The organism is Vibrio sp. 10N.261.51.A3 (assembly GCF_041471965.1).
In the GTDB taxonomy this organism is placed as follows: domain Bacteria; phylum Pseudomonadota; class Gammaproteobacteria; order Enterobacterales; family Vibrionaceae; genus Vibrio; species Vibrio crassostreae_C.
This window is the reverse complement of sequence record NZ_JBFRPK010000004.1, coordinates 1-17,389: the sequence shown is the minus strand read 5'-3', so window position 1 is coordinate 17,389 and position 17,389 is coordinate 1. Positions and strand designations below refer to the sequence as shown.

Genomic DNA, 17,389 nt, shown 5'->3' with positions numbered 1-17,389 from the left:
CGAGTAGCGAGTAGCGAGTAAATTTTGAAGGGTTGGCGTTTAACGTCAATCCTTTTTTATTGCCTATAACACGGCGATAGTAGAGATTCCCTACTCCTTCCTTCGTCAGTCTAGGGAATGACGGTTAAATATGAGTTTCGTCTGGTTTGTCATCCTCAAGAGTGAGGTACGAGCGAATTGGGGATCTCTTACCTGCTAAGCTCCAAATAACAGACACAAAAAAGCGGAGCCAAATGGCTCCGCTTTTATCGATAGAATGCAAAAAGAATTACTTCTTAGTAAGCTTCTCTTTAATACGAGCTGACTTACCAGAACGCTCACGTAGGTAGTACAACTTGGCACGACGTACTGCACCACGGCGTTTAACTTCGATGCTATCAACCATTGGAGAGTGAGTTTGGAACGCACGCTCTACGCCTTCACCGTTCGAGATCTTACGAACTGTGAATGCAGAGTGTAGACCACGGTTACGAATAGCGATTACAACGCCTTCGAAAGCCTGTAGACGCTCACGGTCACCTTCTTTTACCTTAACCTGAACTACAACAGTGTCACCTGGTGCGAATTTAGGAAGGTCTGATTTTAGTTGCTCTTCTTCAAGAGCCTTGATGATGTTGCTCATTTGTATAAATTCCTAGAATAAACTGATACTAAATTTAATAGGTTACTGCTTGCTTTTCGTTAAGAGCGTTGCTCTTTAATGAATTCAGCCAGTAATTGTTCCTGTTCGTCAGTCAGAGCTAGGTTTTCCAGGAGTTCTGGTCTTCTTAGCCAAGTTCGGCCCAACGATTGTTTTAATCGCCAGCGACGAATGTCCTTATGGTTTCCAGACTTGAGTACCGATGGTACATCTTTATCGTCTAGCACCTCAGGGCGCGTATAATGGGGACAATCTAGCAAACCATTTGCAAAAGAATCTTCTTCTGCTGAAGCGAAATCTCCAAGTACACCCGGAACAAACCGAGATACTGAATCAATCAGCGTCATGGCTGGCAGTTCGCCACCCGTCATCACAAAATCTCCAATCGACCATTCTTCGTCAACTTCAGATTGAATGATGCGCTCATCTACCCCTTCGTAGCGACCACAAATAAGAAGTAAATTCTCGTTTGTTGCCAGCTCTTCAACACCTTTCTGGTCGAGTTTACGACCTTGAGGTGAAAGATAGATAACTTTCGTCTTTCCCGGTGCTGCTTGCTTGGCCGTTGTGATAGCGTCGCGCAAAGGCTGAACCATCATTAACATGCCAGGACCACCACCGTAAGGTCTGTCATCAACAGTGCGATGTTTATCATGAGTGAAATCACGAGGATTCCATGTCTCAATAGATAAAAGACCTTTTTTAACCGCTTGACCTGTTACTCCAAAATCAGTAACAGAACGGAACATTTCAGGAAAAAGGCTAATAATGCCAACCCACATGTGTTCTCTCGCTCTGTAATTTGGAGTTAGAATCCAGGATCCCAGTCAACTTCGATCCGGCGAGCTTCGCGATCAACTTTCTTGATCACTTGCTCTTCAAGGTACGGTACTAACCGTTCCTTTTGGCCAAAAGCATCTTTAAGATTTGCTTTGATTACTAGAACATCGTTCGAGCCAGTTTCTAATAGGTCAGTGACCTCACCAAGGTCGTAACCTTTAGTGGTAAAAACTTGCATACCGAACAATTCGCGCCAGTAGAATTCATCTTCTGACAATTCAGGTAACGAAGCAGGGGCAATAGCAATTTCAAAGTTAGTCATCAGTTGCGCGTCTTCACGAACATCTAATCCCGCTAGCTTACATACATAACCTTGGCCATGACGTTTCCAGCTCTCAACTTTGTACTCAACCCACTTACCCTTTAGGTTTAAATACCAAGGGCTGTAATCAAATATGCTTTCAGCATTGTCTGTGTAGGAGAACACTTTGAGCCAGCCACGAATACCATAGGTAGACCCAAGTTTACCCATGACAATTCTATTATTTTGCTCGCTCATAGTTTCTTTACCCTTCATCGACATAAGCTATTTCTCTTTAAAAAAGAATTAAGCCGCTTTTTGAGCGTCTTTAACTAGCTTAGCTACACGATCAGATAGAGATGCGCCTTGACCAACCCAGTGGTTAACACGATCTAGGTCTAGACGTAGACCTTCTTCTTGACCTTGAGCTGTAGGGTTAAAGAAACCTACTTTCTCGATGAAACGGCCAGTTGCAGCGTTACGGCTATCCGCAACTACGATTTGATAAAATGGGCGCTTCTTTGCACCGTGACGTGCCAAACGAATGGTTACCATGTCGTCCTCTTTGCTTTCTTAATAAAATAATTAACCCCAAGTATAAGTAAATAGCTTGGGGTCTCGTGCCAAATTAAAGCCCCGGAATTTTACTCTTATTCCGGTGCAATGCAAGGGCTTTAGCTATTTTTTCACCAACATAGCTGCCGTACACTTTCTGTGACACGGCTAACACTATGAAAAGTAACGTAGCTAAAGCTTACATTTGTAGATTATCGACCAAACGGGTTAAAGCCACCACCCATTCCGCCCATACCTCCACCGCCGCCCATCATGCCTTGCATGTTGCGCATCATGCCTTTCATGCCACCTTTCTGCATCTTCTTCATCATCTTCTGCATTTGGGTGAACTGCTTAAGCATACGGTTTACATCTTGTACCTGTGTACCAGAACCAGCGGCAATACGCTTTTTGCGAGAGCCTTTGATTAGGTCAGGGCGTTGACGCTCTTTCATGGTCATAGAGTTGATGATCGCTTCCATTTGCTTGAACATCTTGTCATCAACTTTATCTTTAACGTTATCTGGTAGCTGAGACATGCCTGGAAGCTTATCCATCATGCCCATCATGCCGCCCATGTTTTGCATCTGACCTAGTTGTTCACGGAAGTCTTCAAGGTCAAAGCCTTTCTTCTCTTTGAACTTCTTTGCCAGTTTCTCTGCTTTCTCGGTATCAACGTTTTTCTGTAGGTCTTCAATAAGAGACAGTACGTCGCCCATACCTAAGATACGAGAAGCAACACGATCTGGGTGGAACGGTTCTAGTGCGTCAGTCTTTTCACCAACACCCAAGAATTTAATCGGCTTGCCTGTGATATGACGAACAGACAGAGCAGCACCACCACGCGCATCACCATCAACTTTCGTCAAGATAACACCGGTTAGTGGTAGCGCATCACCAAAGGCTTTTGCAGTGTTCGCAGCATCTTGACCTGTCATTGCATCAACAACGAACAGTGTCTCGACTGGTTTAATTGCAGTATGAAGCTCTTTGATCTCGCCCATCATCTCTTCATCGATAGCCAAACGACCCGCAGTATCGACAAGTAGCACGTCGTAGAATTTCTTCTTCGCGTGGTCGATTGCAGCGTTTGCAATATCAAGAGGTTTTTGATCAGCTGAAGATGGGAAGAAGTCTACGCCAACATCGCTTGCTAACGTTTCAAGCTGTTTGATTGCCGCTGGACGGTAAACGTCGGCAGACACAACCAAGACTTTCTTCTTGTCACGCTCAGTTAGAAGCTTAGATAGCTTACCTACCGATGTGGTTTTACCCGCACCTTGTAGACCCGCCATTAAGATAACGGCTGGCGGCTGCGCTGCTAGGTTAAGAGCCTCGTTAGACTCACCCATCACCGCTTCAAGTTCAGCTTGAACGATCTTAATGAATTCTTGACCAGGCGTTAGAGATTTAGAAACCTCAACACCCACAGCGCCTTCTTTTACGCGCTTAACAAAATCGCGGACAACGGGCAGTGCAACGTCGGCTTCAAGTAGCGCCATACGTACTTCACGCAGCGTCTCTTTAATATTGTCTTCGGTCAGACGACCTTTACCGCTGATGTTCTTCAGCGTTTTGGATAGACGATCCGTTAAATTATCAAACATAGTTTTCTCTTCGCTCAAAACTGCGACTATTACTGTGAGTATACATTAGCGCGGATTAGAGTCATACCCGTTGTAGAGCGTTAATCATCCGTGCTTGTGATGTGAGACATTATTCACTTGGAATTGAATGAGGTTCGCCATAGCCCCAAAGAGCGATGCGAGGTATAATTCGCCAATTAGTAATCATTAAAATGGATACCATGGACAGTCTTATTGCGATCGCAGCAGCCTTTCTTTATACAATGGCGATTTCCACGATCATTCCAGGTCTCGTGCACCAAACAGGAATCCGTGTAAAAACGGTGTTTATCAGCGCATTACTTGCTCTAGCTTTCCATGCTTGGTTGCTTGGCGATTTGATTTTTAATGCCAGTGGCCAAAACCTCAGTATCTTGAACGTTGCTTCATTAATCAGTTTAATCATATCTGTGGTAATGAGCGGTGCAATGCTCAAAACCCGCTTGTGGTTCATCTTGCCTGTTGTTTATAGTTTCGCAGCGCTTAACCTCATGGCAGCAACGTTTCTTCCAAGTACCTTCATCAAACATCTAGAGAATGACCCGAAACTGCTCGTACACATCTCTTTGGCCTTGTTCTCATACGCGACGCTGACTATCGGTGCGTTATACGCCTTGCAACTCGCGTGGCTTGATCACAAGCTTAAAAAGAAAAAAGCCTTAGTGATTAACCCTAACCTACCTCCTTTAATGATGGTAGAGAGACAGCTTTTCAAGATCATTCTGATTGGTAATGGTTTATTAACGGGTACTTTGCTGACTGGCCTTATCTTCGTACAAGATATGTTTGCTCAAGGAAAGGCGCACAAAGCGGTGTTGTCTTTTATCGCTTGGGTTATCTACTCCATCCTTTTATGGGGTCACTACCAAAAAGGGTGGCGTGGACAGAAAGTCACTTGGTTCGCACTTGCGGGCGCCAGCATGCTCACATTAGCCTACTTCGGTAGCCGCTTCGTTCAAGAAATCATCCTGAACTAGTCTGTAAAATAAAGGCAAGGTCTCACACCTTGCCTTTAAAATATTGAGTCCGTTAGATTCAATTGACATCTCGACCATGTTCGGTCATAAATTAATCAAGATACACAAATAGGAAAAGAATAGTTTTGGACGACATATCAACGGGTATCTTATTTGCGCTACTCGCGTGTCTCATTGTAATTTCTGGTTATTTCTCTGGTTCCGAAACGGGCATGATGTCCTTGAACCGCTACCGTTTAAAGCACTTGGCCAATACGGGTCATAAAGGTGCCAAACGCGTAGAAAAACTTCTGAACCGCCCAGACAGATTGATTGGCCTCATTCTCATCGGCAACAATCTCGTCAACATTCTTGCATCTGCGATCGCTACTATTCTTGGTATGCGCATCTACGGGGATATCGGTGTGGCTATCGCTACCGGTACCCTAACTCTCGTGATCCTCGTATTCGCCGAGGTAACACCAAAAACCATCGCTTCTCTATTTCCTGAACGTGTCTCTTACGCGAGCAGTATCCTTTTGATGATACTGATGAAGGTGCTGTCACCATTGGTGATCTTAGTGAACTTCATTACCAACGGCTTCATTCGTATCTTAGGCGTTAAAGCCAGCCATGATGCAACCGACCACTTGAGTTCAGAAGAGCTTAGAACCGTGGTAAATGAAGCCGGTAGCTTAATCCCTCAACGTCACCAAGATATGTTGGTGTCTATTCTGGATTTAGAGCACGTCACCGTGAACGACATCATGGTGCCGCGTAATGAGATAACTGGTATCGACATCAATGACGACTGGAAATCGATTGTTCGCCAACTGACCCACTCTCCTCATGGTCGTGTGGTTCTCTACCGTGACCAGATAGATGAAGTGGTTGGTATGCTTAGGCTGCGTGAAGCTTACCGTCTGATGCTTGAAAAGAACGAATTCAATAAAGAAACCCTGTTGCGTGCCGCGGATGAGATCTACTTTATTCCTGAAGCGACACCACTCAATATTCAACTGCTTAAGTTTCAACGCAATAAGCAGCGCATCGGTTTGATTGTTGATGAGTATGGCGACATCAATGGTTTGGTTACATTAGAAGATATTCTAGAAGAGATCGTAGGTGAGTTTACCACCTCAATCACCCCAAGCTTATCTGAAGAGATTACTCCGCAAAGCGATGGCAGCTTCTTGATTGAAGGCAGTGCCAATATCCGAGATATCAACAAAGGCTTACAGTGGGCACTGCCTACCGATGGCCCAAGAACGCTGAATGGTTTGATACTGGAACATCTTGAAGATATTCCTGAGAGTCACCTGAGTGTTCAGGTTGCCAGCCACCCAATGGAAATTGTTGAGCTTGAAGAGAACCGCATCAAACTGGTTCGCGTGTTCCCACAGATCGTGAACGGCTAACTGAGTTATCACTGAATCTCTGTCTCGCCCTAAAATACGTTGACGAAAAAGGCCCGGTTCATTGAACCGGGCCTTTTAGTATCTAACTCGCCCTATCTAGGGTAGCTATCAATGACTAGTCGATCTTAAGCTCTTGCAGCATAGACTCTGGCAGTGCCAGTTCATCATTCTTGTTTACAGAGATGCCTGCAGCGATGATCGCATTCGCGATCTCTTTCGCTTCATCCAAAGAGTGCATTGCCGCGGTACCACATTGGTATTCGTTCAGCTCAGGGATCTTATTCTGGTTCTCAACTTTCAGTACGTCTTGCATCGCTGCCAACCAACCGTCAGCCACTTTTTGTTCTGTAGGCGTACCAATCAGGCTCATGTAGAAACCAGTGCGACAGCCCATCGGTGAGATATCGATGATCTCTACATCTGAACCGTTCAATTGATTACGCATGAAACCAGCATATAGGTGCTCTAGAGTATGGATACCTTTCTCAGATAGGATGTCTTTGTTTGGCGCAGTAAAACGCAGGTCAAACACAGTGATGGTATCCCCTTTTGGGGTTTGCATTGTTTTAGCAACACGAACGGCAGGTGCGTTCATGCGTGTGTGATCAACAGTGAAACTATCTAATAAAGGCATTGCTCTTCTCCATGACGGCTGGCTTTAGAAAAACCAGCTTCGATTGTCTTCTAGTTCTTTGCGGCACTGTTTCAGCTGCCATCCATAATCTTTTGCTTGCTGTTCGACTTTGCGCGCCACCTTAATTAGCGATGGCTTGCTGTTGTATGACTTACGCTTATAACCACCACGGCCTTCATGATAAGCCAGGTATTGGTTATATGGGTCCCATAGTGAGATGCCCAATTGACGACGCGTCTCGCTGGTATACCAACCGATGAACATCAATGCATCATCAAAGTTGGTTCTTGAACCACCGTTATTGGTCGCCTTTTGGAAGTCTTCCCAAGCAGGATCTTGAGCTTGTGCATAACCGTAGGCACTGCTTACACGCCCCCACGGTATAAAGCCAAGAATGTAATCTTTAGGTGGGCGCGCATCATGACGATAGCTACTCTCTTGTTTCACAAAAGCCATCGCAACGTTAATCGGCGTTCCCCATTCTTCTTGCATATCCAAGGCATCTTCATACCATGAAGGGTGCTCTCGAAAGATGCTACACAAATTATCTTGCTGCTTTGGCGGTGGCGTTGCACATCCAACCAACAGGCTAGAGACAACACCAACAGTCACTACAGGTAACCATTTACTACTCACTCGAGTAGGCTGACCTAATAAGGCTTGCTTCCTTTCCACCAAAGTCTCGCTATGCTTTTAAATACGAAAAATAATCCGCTAAGAAGCTATCAAAATCTTGAGTGCTTGCTTCTTCACTTTGTTGCTGAGCAATCACAGAACGTTGAACTTCTGCTTCCATCAACTCAGCTGAATATACTTTGTATTGGTGCGCTTTGTGTTGCTTAGCGTACGTTTTACCTAACGCGCAACCCACTTTACCTAAGCCGCCCAATTTTTTGGTCTCTTCTAGCAACTGGCCAGAAATAGTTAGCTCAGGGTTATCAATCCAAGTTTCAAGCGTATCGCACGTTTCTTGGTAAGCGCGGCCACCTTGCTCTGCATCCATCATCTCGGCAATAGAGCGCAGATCTTTGAAGACACGCTTCGCCCAATCTTGCAGAGACAATCGCTCACCATGACAACCGATTTGCAGCTCTAGACCAACCTGACGACCTTGTAGGATCACCTTGTTCCAGTTATCGCGCCAGCATTCAAGCTCGCAGTTATCCATCTCAGCAGAGTCCGTTAGCACACTCCACGTTAGGAATAAGTCTAGGAAGCGAACCTGCTGCTCATTGATACCAATTGAGCTGAATGGGTTTACATCTAAAGAACGAACCTCAATGTACTCAACACCACCGCGTGCCAATGCTTCAGATGGTTTCTCACCACTCTTCGCCACACGCTTAGGGCGGATTGGAGCGTAAAGCTCATTTTCAATTTGCAGTACGTTGCTATTCAACTGACGGTATTCACCATCAACCTTAGTGCCAATCTCGGCAAATTCTTCTGATGGTGTGCGAATCGCTTGATTCAAACCTTCAAGGTATTGGTCTAGGCTGTTGAAACCAATCTTCAACACACTTTGCGCACTGTTCGTGTAGCCAAGGTCGCTCAGGCGCAGTGCCGTTGCTTTTGGCAGATACAGTGTCTCGCCAATCTTTTCAAAAGGCAGGTTTGTCTCTCTTCCTTTGATGAAAGAAGAACATAGCGCAGGTGAAGCACCGAAGAAGTATGGGATTAACCAACCAAAGCGGTAGTAGTTACGAATCAAACCAAAGTAAGCATCTGACTTAGATTCACAACGCGCTTCTTCAGTTTGCTCTCCAAACAGGCTATCCCAAAAGCTTTCTGGGAAAGAGAAGTTGAAGTGAACACCAGAGATAATCTGCATCAGGCTACCGTAACGACGTTTTAGGCCTTCACGATATAGGGTCTTCATCTTACCGTTATTCGAGGTGCCGTATTGCGCTAGCTGAATGTAATCTTCACTGCCAACGTAACAAGGCATAGAAAGCGGCCATAGTTTTTCGCCGTCTAACTTGGTTTGCGTGAAGTGGTGGATATCAGACAACTGATTCAAAAGCGTCGGAACGTCGTTAGAAACAGGCGTGATAAATTCCAGTAGCGACTCAGAGAAATCGGTCGTTACCCATTCGTTCATCAACGCAGATCCCAAAGCCTCAGGGTGCGGCCCAGTAGCAAGGTGCCCATCTTCCGTGTAGCGTAATGTTTCCCTTTCAACACCACGACCAAATTGAGAGAAGGTCTTAGGGTTGGTTGCAACTTGCTTTAGTCGCGCAGCAAAATCAGTCAAAATTCAGTTCACTTATCTTATATTGTTCTGATTAGAACTATCATAAATTAGGTTGGAGGAGAAAAGTAGAGTCTCTTCCCTCCCCCTTTAATGTGTACTCTAACGAATGATTTCAAGCTCTTCTATTGGAATATCTAACTTTTCTAATTGCGGGCGAAGCGAAGTCGCGTCACCAACAACGATTATTTGATAATCATTCGGGTCAAACCATTTCTTAGATAGCTCGTTTAAGGTCTCTTTTGAAACCGTTTCAACTATCTGATTACGCTGTTGTAGGTAATCTTCATCAAGGCTCAATGCAACAATATTACTCAACAACCCCGCCTTTTGACTTGGCGTTTCGTATTTAAGTGCATCTTGTTGACCGACGGCAAGGCGCATAAATTTCACCTCTTCGTCAGTTAATCCACTTTGGCTAAACTCATTCAGCTCATTAATAAACTCTTGAATCGATGGAACCGTCGCATTCGCCCTTACCTGCGCGCTAAATACCACTGCGCCAGTTTCACGAGTACTTGCGAAGTAACCGCTTGCACCGTAAGTGTAGGCTTTGTCTTCACGTAGGTTCTGGTTGATACGGCTATTGAAGTTGCCCGCTAAGTTAAAGTTAGCTAACTGGCTCAAATACAATTCGCCCGTCGCATCAAACGGCAGGCCCTTACGAACCAAGCGAACAATGCTTTGCGGCGCACCCGGTTTATCAACTAAGTACAGGTGCTGACCAGAAAGCTCTTTAACGATCTGTGGACGCGTTAATGGTGCCGCATCGCCTTGCCACTCTTCAAAGAATTGTAGCTGTTTCCCTACCTCTTTCTTCGAGATGTCTCCCACCACAACAATATTGGCACCTTCTGGTGTGTAATGTTGCGCATAGAATTTTTTCACATCGTCTAAGGTCAATTTCGATAGAGATTCCTTAGTACCATCACTTGCACGAGCAAAAACAGTGTCACCAAACAGCACTTCACGGGTTGCTTGAGAAGCCATCCAGCTTGGCTGCTGATGCTGATACACAACGCCTTCTAGCATCTGTTTCTTAACGCGCTCAAAATCTTGCTCATCGAACTTAGGATCGAATAGAACCTCTTGCACAATCGCTAAGGTTTGAGGCAAGTTTTTCTCTAGCGTCGAGACTGAAATATCTGTGGTGTAGCTGCCCGCACTAATGCTCACGCTGCTACCAAGTTTATCTAAGGTCGCTTGTAACTCTTCAACGGTTCGTTTAGTTGAGCCTTCTTCCATCATCGAAGCCGTTAGGTTCGCTAGGCCTTCTTGCCCTTTGCGAACATAGCGTTCGCCTGCAGGCAATTGAATTTGCAGCTGTACTGTCGGCGTTTCACTGGTCACGGTACCAATTAAGTCAGTGCCATTTGCAAAGTACATGCGGTACAACTCAGGCATGGTCGCCTCAACACCAAAGTTCACTTCTGGCATCACACTGCGATCAAAGGTATCCGGTGCCTTTCTGAAATCCAGTTGATCTTCCGTCACCTTGCTGTATTCCGGCAACGTACGTGGTGGCGTGGTAAAGGTCGCTTCACGAACCGCCAAATCGAGCTTTTTCTTAGGAACCACACTCAAGGTAACCTTGTGCTTACCTTCGATGAAATCTTGGTATGCCTTGCTCACGCTCTCAGGCGTCACCGCTCGGATTTGATCGAGTTGTGATTCAATGCGATCAGGCTGACCATAGAAGGTTTGGTTCGACGCGAGTTGCGACACCTTACCTTTAACGCTTTGCAATGCAAAAACAGCATTCGCTTCGGCCATGCCAGTGATCTGGTCTAAACGCTCTTGCTCAACGCCCTCTTTCGAGAATTGCTCCAGGGTATCCATCAGCTCTTTATTGAGAACCGTCAAATCGCCTTTTTCACCTGAGTTGCCCATTGCATACACGTACATGGTACACGCCAACTCAGCACAATCATGGAAAGAGCCAGCGCTGACGGCCTTCTGCGTTTTTACGAGGTTTTGATATAGGTAACTGTTGGTACCTGAACCTAACACGTTAGACAATGCATTCAGTGAAGCTTGCGTCTCTTCACCGCGATACGTTGTTGGCCACCCCACCAGCACCATCGGCTGACGAATATTGTCTTCTAAGGTGATGTATTTATCTTCTGTTAGAACAGCAGGTTGCTTCTCTGCCGCCTTCACTTCAGGGCCTTGAGGAATTGAACCAAAGTACTTGTTAACCCATTCTAGCGTGTCATCAACGTCGATATCACCACCAATCGTTAACACGGCATTGTTTGGGCCGTACCAACGCAGGAAGAACGCTTTAAGATCATTCACGTCAACACGGTCAAGATCTTCAACATAGCCGATTGGTTGCCAAGAGTAAGGGTGACCTTCAGGGTAAAGCGCTTCGCCCATGCGTTCCCACATCAAGCCGTAAGGACGATTTTCGTAGCTCTGCGCTCGCTCGTTCTTGACCGTGCCTCTTTGAACCTCAAATTTCTTCTGAGAAACAGCATCCAACAAGAAGCCCATTCGGTCTGATTCTAACCACAACATTTTCTCAAGTTGGTTAGAAGGAACAGTTTCAAAATAGTTGGTGCGGTCACGGTTGGTCGTGCCGTTTAACGAGCCACCCGCTTCGGTAATGATCTTAAAGTGCTGTTGGTCACCAACGTTCTCTGAACCCTGGAACATCATGTGCTCAAAGAAGTGAGCAAATCCCGACTTGCCTATCTCTTCACGTGCTGAACCGACGTGATAAGTTACATCAACATGCACCAACGGATCGGAATCATCAGGGGAAAGAATAACTGTCAGACCGTTTTCAAGCTGATACTTGGTGTAAGGAATCACCACTTTATCTTTAGAGGACTTAACCTCTTCTAACAGAGTGACACCTTCAGGTAACGAGGAAAAGAAGGGCGTTGAGCTAGGTACATTGTAAGAACAGCCAGCAATGGCGATAAGAGAAAATGTACCAAGTAAAACCTTTTTCATAGGTTCTCCTTAGAAAAAACCGAAGTAGATAGCAGCAAGTAAGCTATAGCGAGCGGCTTTGCCAATCGCTATCAAAATAACGCTAGGGATGAATTTCATTCTTAGCCAACCCGCAGCGAGACACAAAGGGTCACCAATGATCGGTAACCAACTAAATAACAGTGTCCAGTAGCCATAACGACTCAGCCAAGCCATAGCCTTATGACCATGCTTTTCAGATTGAGTTCGATTAGGCAACCACAAACCAATCCAATAGTTAGTCAGGCCGCCTAAGGTATTGCCTAATGTCGCCACCAGAATGATCGATGAGGTTGAAAACTGATCTAAGCTCAATGCAGCCACAAGGCTAGCTTCTGAACCACCGGGGAGTAACGTGGCACTCAAGAAGCCACTAATGAAGAGTACCCACAGCGCCGAGTCCGAGAACCACAGCGCGATATTTTCAAAAAGGGAGTTAAAAAATTCTAACACTGCCTATCAACTTTCTTGCATTTTAAGTAGCACCTTGCCTCTGGTGTGTCCGGTTTCAACCTGCAGGTGCGCCGACTGCGCCTCGTCTAATTGGTAGATACCTTGAATTTCTGTTTTGAGTAATCCGACACTGACCATGTAAAGCATAGTGTCCATTTGCTCAGGGCTTGGTTCAACCAGCATGCCTGATGCAGTAAAACCTAATAGTGTGGCTTTTTCGCAGATAAGTTCTGCAGATAGAGTCGGCACAGTCACGACTCGCGCGCCATCTTTTAGGCACTTCAATGCATCAAGCGCGGTATCGCCACCGACCAAATCAATCAACACATCGACATCAGATACTCTTTCTGATGCTGGCGCAAACTTATAGTTAATCGCGTGAGCACCTAGCGTCGCAAGGTAATCAAGATTGGCTTCGCTGCAGGTTGTGTAAACCTCAGCTTTTGCTGCCACTGCAATTTGAACCGCAAGGTGACCAACGCCGCCCGCGCCCGCTAAAATAAGCACGCGGTCGCCTTCTTTCACTTCGGCTTTGTTGAGCGCTTGTGCCGCTGTTTGACTCGCAAGTGGTAATGCAGCTGCCGCTTCTAGAGTGACAGAATCAGGAACCATACTTAATGCAGCTTCTGGAACACACACATATTGGCTGTAACCGCCACCTTGCAGTGGAAAACCAATAAAGCCAGCCACGTTATCACCAACAGTAAAGCGTTCAGCCTGTTCGCCTAGCGAGACAATTTGCCCTGAAATATCGTAGCCAGGCACCCAAGGCAGGTTATCTTTGTTTTGTGCTGCCGCCCAACCAAGACCCGCTCGGGTTTTGACATCAATCGGATTAATGCCTGAAAAGGAAACTTTAACCACCACTTCTCCAGCCTTAGGCTCAGGGATCGCACTGGTTTGAATACTTAGGTTTTCGACGCCGCCGAATTGAGTAATCGCAATCTGTTTATTTTCCATTCCACATTTCCTTGATTGATAAAAGCCCTAGTGAGCAAGCACCCTAATTAATAAAAAGAAAGGGATGCGAAAGCATCCCTTTGACTATAAACCATTTAATAAGGCTAAGTTAACCGCTCATTCGTAAATTGACGACCAATTAACGTAACGATACATGACCCAGCAAATCCACTAGCCCACGAGAGCTAATAGAATGCCCGCCGCAACCGCACTACCAAGTACACCGGCTACGTTCGGACCCATTGCATGCATCAATAAGAAGTTCTGAGGGTTTGCCTCAAGACCAACCTTGTTCACAACACGTGCCGCCATTGGAACCGCCGATACGCCAGCTGCGCCAATCAGTGGGTTGATGTCCTCTTTCGAGAATCGGTTCAACACCTTAGCCATCAATACACCACCCGCCGTACCGATACTGAACGCGACCGCACCTAAACCTAGAATACCCAGTGTTTCTAAGTTCAAGAACGTATCCGCTTGAAGCTTAGAACCAACCCCTAGACCTAGGAAAATAGTTACAACGTTAATCAGTTCGTTTTGAGCTGTTTTTGAAAGGCGATCAACCACACCCGCTTCACGCATTAAGTTACCCAAACAGAACATACCAACTAGAGGTGTTGCTGAAGGTAGGAACAAAATCGTCATCAGTAGTACAGCAAGCGGGAAAAGAATCTTCTCGGCTTTGCTAACGTGACGAAGTTGAGCCATCTTAATTTTGCGCTCTTCAGGAGACGTTAACGCTTTCATGATTGGTGGCTGAATGATAGGAACCAAAGCCATGTAGCTATAAGCCGCTACTGCAATGGCACCTAAAAGATCCGGAGATAACTTGCTTGCCAAGAAGATCGCAGTTGGGCCATCGGCACCACCAATGATCGCAATTGACGAAGCATCGGCCATCGAGAACTCCATTCCTGGAACGTAGTTCAGCAAGATCGCGCCAAATAGCGTCGCGAAGATACCAAACTGAGCCGCAGCCCCTAGCCACAACGTTTTAGGGTTCGCAATCAACGCACCGAAGTCCGTCATCGCACCAACACCCATAAAGATCAGCAGTGGGAAAATACCTGTCTCAATACCAATGTAGTAGACGTAGTAGAGCAAACCACCTGGATCAGTAAACCCAGCATTTGGAATGTTTGCTAATACAGCACCAAAACCAATAGGCAGTAGAAGTAACGGTTCAAATCCTTTACGAATTGCCAAAAACAACAGTAAGCAACCAACCAGCATCATACAGATCTGGCCGAACTCAAAGTTCGCAATCCCTGTTTCAGACCATAAGGTCATCAATCCTTCCATGGTACTCCCTTACGCTAAGCTTAGTAGTGGAGCGCCTACAGTAACTGCATCGCCTTCTTTAACATTCAATTCTTGAACGATACCACCACGAGCAGCACGAACTTCCGTTTCCATCTTCATCGCTTCTAGGATTAGTAGAACGTCGCCTTCAGAAACCTCAGTACCCGCCTGAACGTTTACTTTAAAGATGTTACCCGCCAATGGAGCTGGAACCGCTTCAGCGTCAGACGCTGCTACTGGTGCAGCCTGAGCAGGTTTTGCAGATGGCGCCACCGATGTCAGTTCACCTTGTGGGCCAACTTCAACATCGTAAACTTGACCATCAACCTTCACGCTGTAGCTTTCAATACCACCAGAAGCTTGTACAGGAGCTGCAGCAACTGGAGCCGCAACTTCTAGCGTTGGTGCAGGTTCAAATGCTTCAGGATTACGACGGTTCTTAAGGAACTTAAGACCCACTTGTGGGAAGAGCGCGTAAGTCAGTACATCATCAACCGTATCTTCAGCTAGAGAGATACCCTCTGATTTCGCTTTCTCTAACAGATCCGTCGTTAACGTATCCATTTCAGACTTAAGTAAATCAGCAGGACGACAAGTAATCGGCTCTGCACCGTCTAGAACTTTCGCTTGCAGTTCAGCATCCACTTCAGCAGGAGCTTGACCGTATTCACCTTTCAGTAGACCAGCAGTCTCTTTCGTGATGCTCTTATAGCGTTCGCCCGTTAAGACGTTAATAACCGCTTGAGTACCGACAATCTGAGAAGTTGGTGTTACTAAAGGAATGTAACCAAGCTCTTTACGTACGCGTGGGATCTCTTCTAGAACTTCATCCATGCGATCGGCGGCGCCTTGCTCTTTAAGCTGGCCTTCCATGTTAGTTAACATTCCGCCAGGAACTTGAGCGATTAAGATGCGAGAATCGACACCTTTTAGCTGACCTTCCCATTTCGCGTACTTTTTACGTACATCACGGAAGTAAGCCGCGATGGGTTCGATTTGGTCTAGTTTAAGATTCGTGTCGCGCTCTGTACCTTCTAACATCGCAACAACCGTTTCGGTTGGCGTATGACCGTAAGTACAGCTCATTGAAGAAATAGCGGTATCTAGAATGTCGATACCCGCTTCAACGGCTTTAACCGCTGTTGCAGTCGATAGACCAGTTGTCGCGTGGCTATGCAGTGCTAGAGGAACGTCACACGATGCTTTGATACGTGTAATCAGCTCTTCTGCTTCATACGGCTTTAATAAACCTGACATATCTTTGATACATAGTGAGTGACAACCTAGGTCCTCTAGGCGCTTAGCCAAATCAACCCAAGTATCTGAATTGTGGACCGGACTGGTTGTGTAAGACAACGTACCTTGAGCGTGGCCACCAACGTCGATCGTTGCTTTCACTGCTTTTTCAAAGTTACGCACGTCATTCATCGCATCAAAGATACGGAATACGTCCATGCCGTTTTTATGGGCACGTTCAACAAATTTTTCTACTACATCATCCGCGTAGTGACGGTAGCCCAATAGGTTTTGACCACGCAGTAGCATCTGCATTGGTGTGTTTGGCATCGCTTTTTTCAGCTCACGCAAACGCTCCCATGGATCCTCGCCAAGAAAACGGATACACGAATCAAACGTCGCGCCGCCCCAAGTCTCAAGTGACCAGTAACCGACTTTATCCAGTTCTGCCGCAATTGGCAGCATATCTTCGATACGCATACGAGTAGCAAATAGTGACTGGTGCGCGTCACGAAGTACCACATCTGTGATAGCTAGTGGTTTAGACATGCTCATAAACTCCTTTTTAATCCTTTAAATACTACTTAGCAGTAGACGCACGGTATTGATGAACCGCGGCCGAAATTGCAGCCACTACCTGTGGACTAACAGCTGAAGGGTTTGATTGTGATTTTTGAATTTTTTTAGGTGCTGCGATCGGCTCTGGTACTTCTTCTGGTACCAGTTTTGACATCAACCGAACGAGGTAAACTAGAATAGTTAGGAAAATAAAGACAACGGACATCCCCGTTATCATTAGAGTCGCCGCATCTCCTAGCAGGCTTCCAATATTAGTCATGTTGCTTCCTTTCTTCGTCATCCTGACATACGTACAGGATTTCAGCGAATAGTGATCCCGACCCATGGATTATCTCGATTGGTAAAAGTTTGTCAATTTTGTTTAAGGTTCTGTTACGGATAACGCACACATAAGGTTAATTATTCGCCTATCAGATCACATAAATCTGTCAAATACGTCATTTTTAGATATTTAAACTGTGACTTAAACGGGGCTTTTCTGGGAATTGATATGAGAAAGGTGGAATAACAAAGAAGCAATCAAGAACTACTTTAAATACAACAAGTTAAACAACGAACAAATTTAACATTGTCGCAACAAATTTGCAGCAAACATAAAAAAAGCCTCGTATAAACGAGGCTTTTTCTAATAATGTGGCGCGCTCTGGAGGATTCGAACCTCCGACCGCCTGGTTCGTAGCCAGGTACTCTATCCAGCTGAGCTAAGAGCGCACGGTTTTA

Annotated in this window: 16 protein-coding genes and 1 tRNA gene; 2 read left to right on the top strand and 15 right to left on the bottom strand. The window is 45.8% G+C overall.

Annotated features, from left to right (window positions below; genetic code table 11):
• Nucleotides 1-268 precede the first annotated feature (268 nt).
• From rplS to ffh, 5 genes are all read right to left on the bottom strand, one after another.
• Nucleotides 269-622, bottom strand: coding sequence for a 50S ribosomal protein L19 (rplS, locus tag AB4371_RS01105; RefSeq protein WP_004735514.1), 354 nt, complete (start codon nucleotides 620-622; stop codon nucleotides 269-271).
• A 59-nt stretch (nucleotides 623-681) separates the two neighbouring features.
• On the bottom strand, nucleotides 682-1,422 hold the full coding sequence (trmD, locus tag AB4371_RS01100; protein WP_017061056.1) for a tRNA (guanosine(37)-N1)-methyltransferase TrmD: 741 nt from the start codon (nucleotides 1,420-1,422) through the stop codon (nucleotides 682-684).
• A 26-nt stretch (nucleotides 1,423-1,448) separates the two neighbouring features.
• On the bottom strand, nucleotides 1,449-2,003 hold the full coding sequence (rimM, locus tag AB4371_RS01095; RefSeq protein ID WP_372148668.1) for a ribosome maturation factor RimM: 555 nt from the start codon (nucleotides 2,001-2,003) through the stop codon (nucleotides 1,449-1,451).
• Nucleotides 2,004-2,027: 24 nt separating this feature from the next.
• Nucleotides 2,028-2,276, bottom strand: a complete 249-nt coding sequence (rpsP, locus tag AB4371_RS01090) for a 30S ribosomal protein S16 (protein WP_004410028.1) — start codon at nucleotides 2,274-2,276, stop codon at nucleotides 2,028-2,030.
• Nucleotides 2,277-2,488: 212 nt separating this feature from the next.
• A complete protein-coding gene (ffh, locus tag AB4371_RS01085; RefSeq protein ID WP_010435884.1) occupies nucleotides 2,489-3,883 on the bottom strand; it encodes a signal recognition particle protein in 1,395 nt (464 codons plus the stop codon).
• A 200-nt stretch (nucleotides 3,884-4,083) separates the two neighbouring features.
• Here ffh and AB4371_RS01080 point away from each other — a divergent pair, with 200 nt between their 5' ends.
• Together AB4371_RS01080 and AB4371_RS01075 are read left to right on the top strand one after the other, a co-directional pair.
• The gene (locus tag AB4371_RS01080; RefSeq protein WP_019825854.1) at nucleotides 4,084-4,878 is read left to right on the top strand and encodes an inner membrane protein YpjD; all 795 of its coding nucleotides are present in this window, start codon (nucleotides 4,084-4,086) and stop codon (nucleotides 4,876-4,878) included.
• A gap of 125 nt (nucleotides 4,879-5,003) precedes the next feature.
• Nucleotides 5,004-6,275 carry an HlyC/CorC family transporter gene (locus AB4371_RS01075; protein WP_017063233.1) on the top strand — a complete coding sequence of 424 codons (1,272 nt, stop codon included), beginning with the start codon at nucleotides 5,004-5,006 and terminating at the stop codon, nucleotides 6,273-6,275.
• A gap of 115 nt (nucleotides 6,276-6,390) precedes the next feature.
• On the opposite strand, the gene luxS is transcribed toward AB4371_RS01075, so the two are convergent.
• The 10 genes from luxS to AB4371_RS01025 all read right to left on the bottom strand — a co-directional run bounded on the left by luxS (nucleotide 6,391) and on the right by AB4371_RS01025 (nucleotide 17,380).
• Nucleotides 6,391-6,909 (bottom strand): S-ribosylhomocysteine lyase, encoded by a 519-nt coding sequence (luxS, locus tag AB4371_RS01070; protein ID WP_372148666.1) that lies wholly within the window; start codon nucleotides 6,907-6,909, stop codon nucleotides 6,391-6,393.
• A 24-nt stretch (nucleotides 6,910-6,933) separates the two neighbouring features.
• Nucleotides 6,934-7,584, bottom strand: coding sequence for a hypothetical protein (locus AB4371_RS01065; protein WP_017629422.1), 651 nt, complete (start codon nucleotides 7,582-7,584; stop codon nucleotides 6,934-6,936).
• A gap of 10 nt (nucleotides 7,585-7,594) precedes the next feature.
• Nucleotides 7,595-9,163, bottom strand: coding sequence for a glutamate--cysteine ligase (gene gshA, locus AB4371_RS01060; protein WP_372148664.1), 1,569 nt, complete (start codon nucleotides 9,161-9,163; stop codon nucleotides 7,595-7,597).
• 99 nt (nucleotides 9,164-9,262) lie between these two features.
• Nucleotides 9,263-12,121, bottom strand: a complete 2,859-nt coding sequence (locus AB4371_RS01055; protein WP_372148661.1) for a M16 family metallopeptidase — start codon at nucleotides 12,119-12,121, stop codon at nucleotides 9,263-9,265.
• A gap of 9 nt (nucleotides 12,122-12,130) precedes the next feature.
• Entirely contained in the window at nucleotides 12,131-12,592 is a 462-nt protein-coding gene (locus AB4371_RS01050) for a YqaA family protein (protein ID WP_017059555.1), read from the bottom strand.
• Between the two features lie 6 nt (nucleotides 12,593-12,598).
• Nucleotides 12,599-13,552: an NADP-dependent oxidoreductase gene (locus AB4371_RS01045; RefSeq protein WP_048605767.1), complete on the bottom strand. Its 954-nt coding sequence runs from the start codon at nucleotides 13,550-13,552 to the stop codon at nucleotides 12,599-12,601.
• Nucleotides 13,553-13,723: 171 nt separating this feature from the next.
• Nucleotides 13,724-14,854 (bottom strand): sodium ion-translocating decarboxylase subunit beta, encoded by a 1,131-nt coding sequence (locus AB4371_RS01040; protein WP_019825842.1) that lies wholly within the window; start codon nucleotides 14,852-14,854, stop codon nucleotides 13,724-13,726.
• 9 nt (nucleotides 14,855-14,863) lie between these two features.
• Entirely contained in the window at nucleotides 14,864-16,639 is a 1,776-nt protein-coding gene (gene oadA, locus AB4371_RS01035; protein ID WP_017059560.1) for a sodium-extruding oxaloacetate decarboxylase subunit alpha, read from the bottom strand.
• Between the two features lie 31 nt (nucleotides 16,640-16,670).
• Nucleotides 16,671-16,928, bottom strand: a complete 258-nt coding sequence (locus tag AB4371_RS01030; protein ID WP_004741884.1) for an oxaloacetate decarboxylase subunit gamma — start codon at nucleotides 16,926-16,928, stop codon at nucleotides 16,671-16,673.
• A gap of 375 nt (nucleotides 16,929-17,303) precedes the next feature.
• Nucleotides 17,304-17,380 (bottom strand) — tRNA-Arg (locus AB4371_RS01025).
• Nucleotides 17,381-17,389 lie beyond the last annotated feature (9 nt).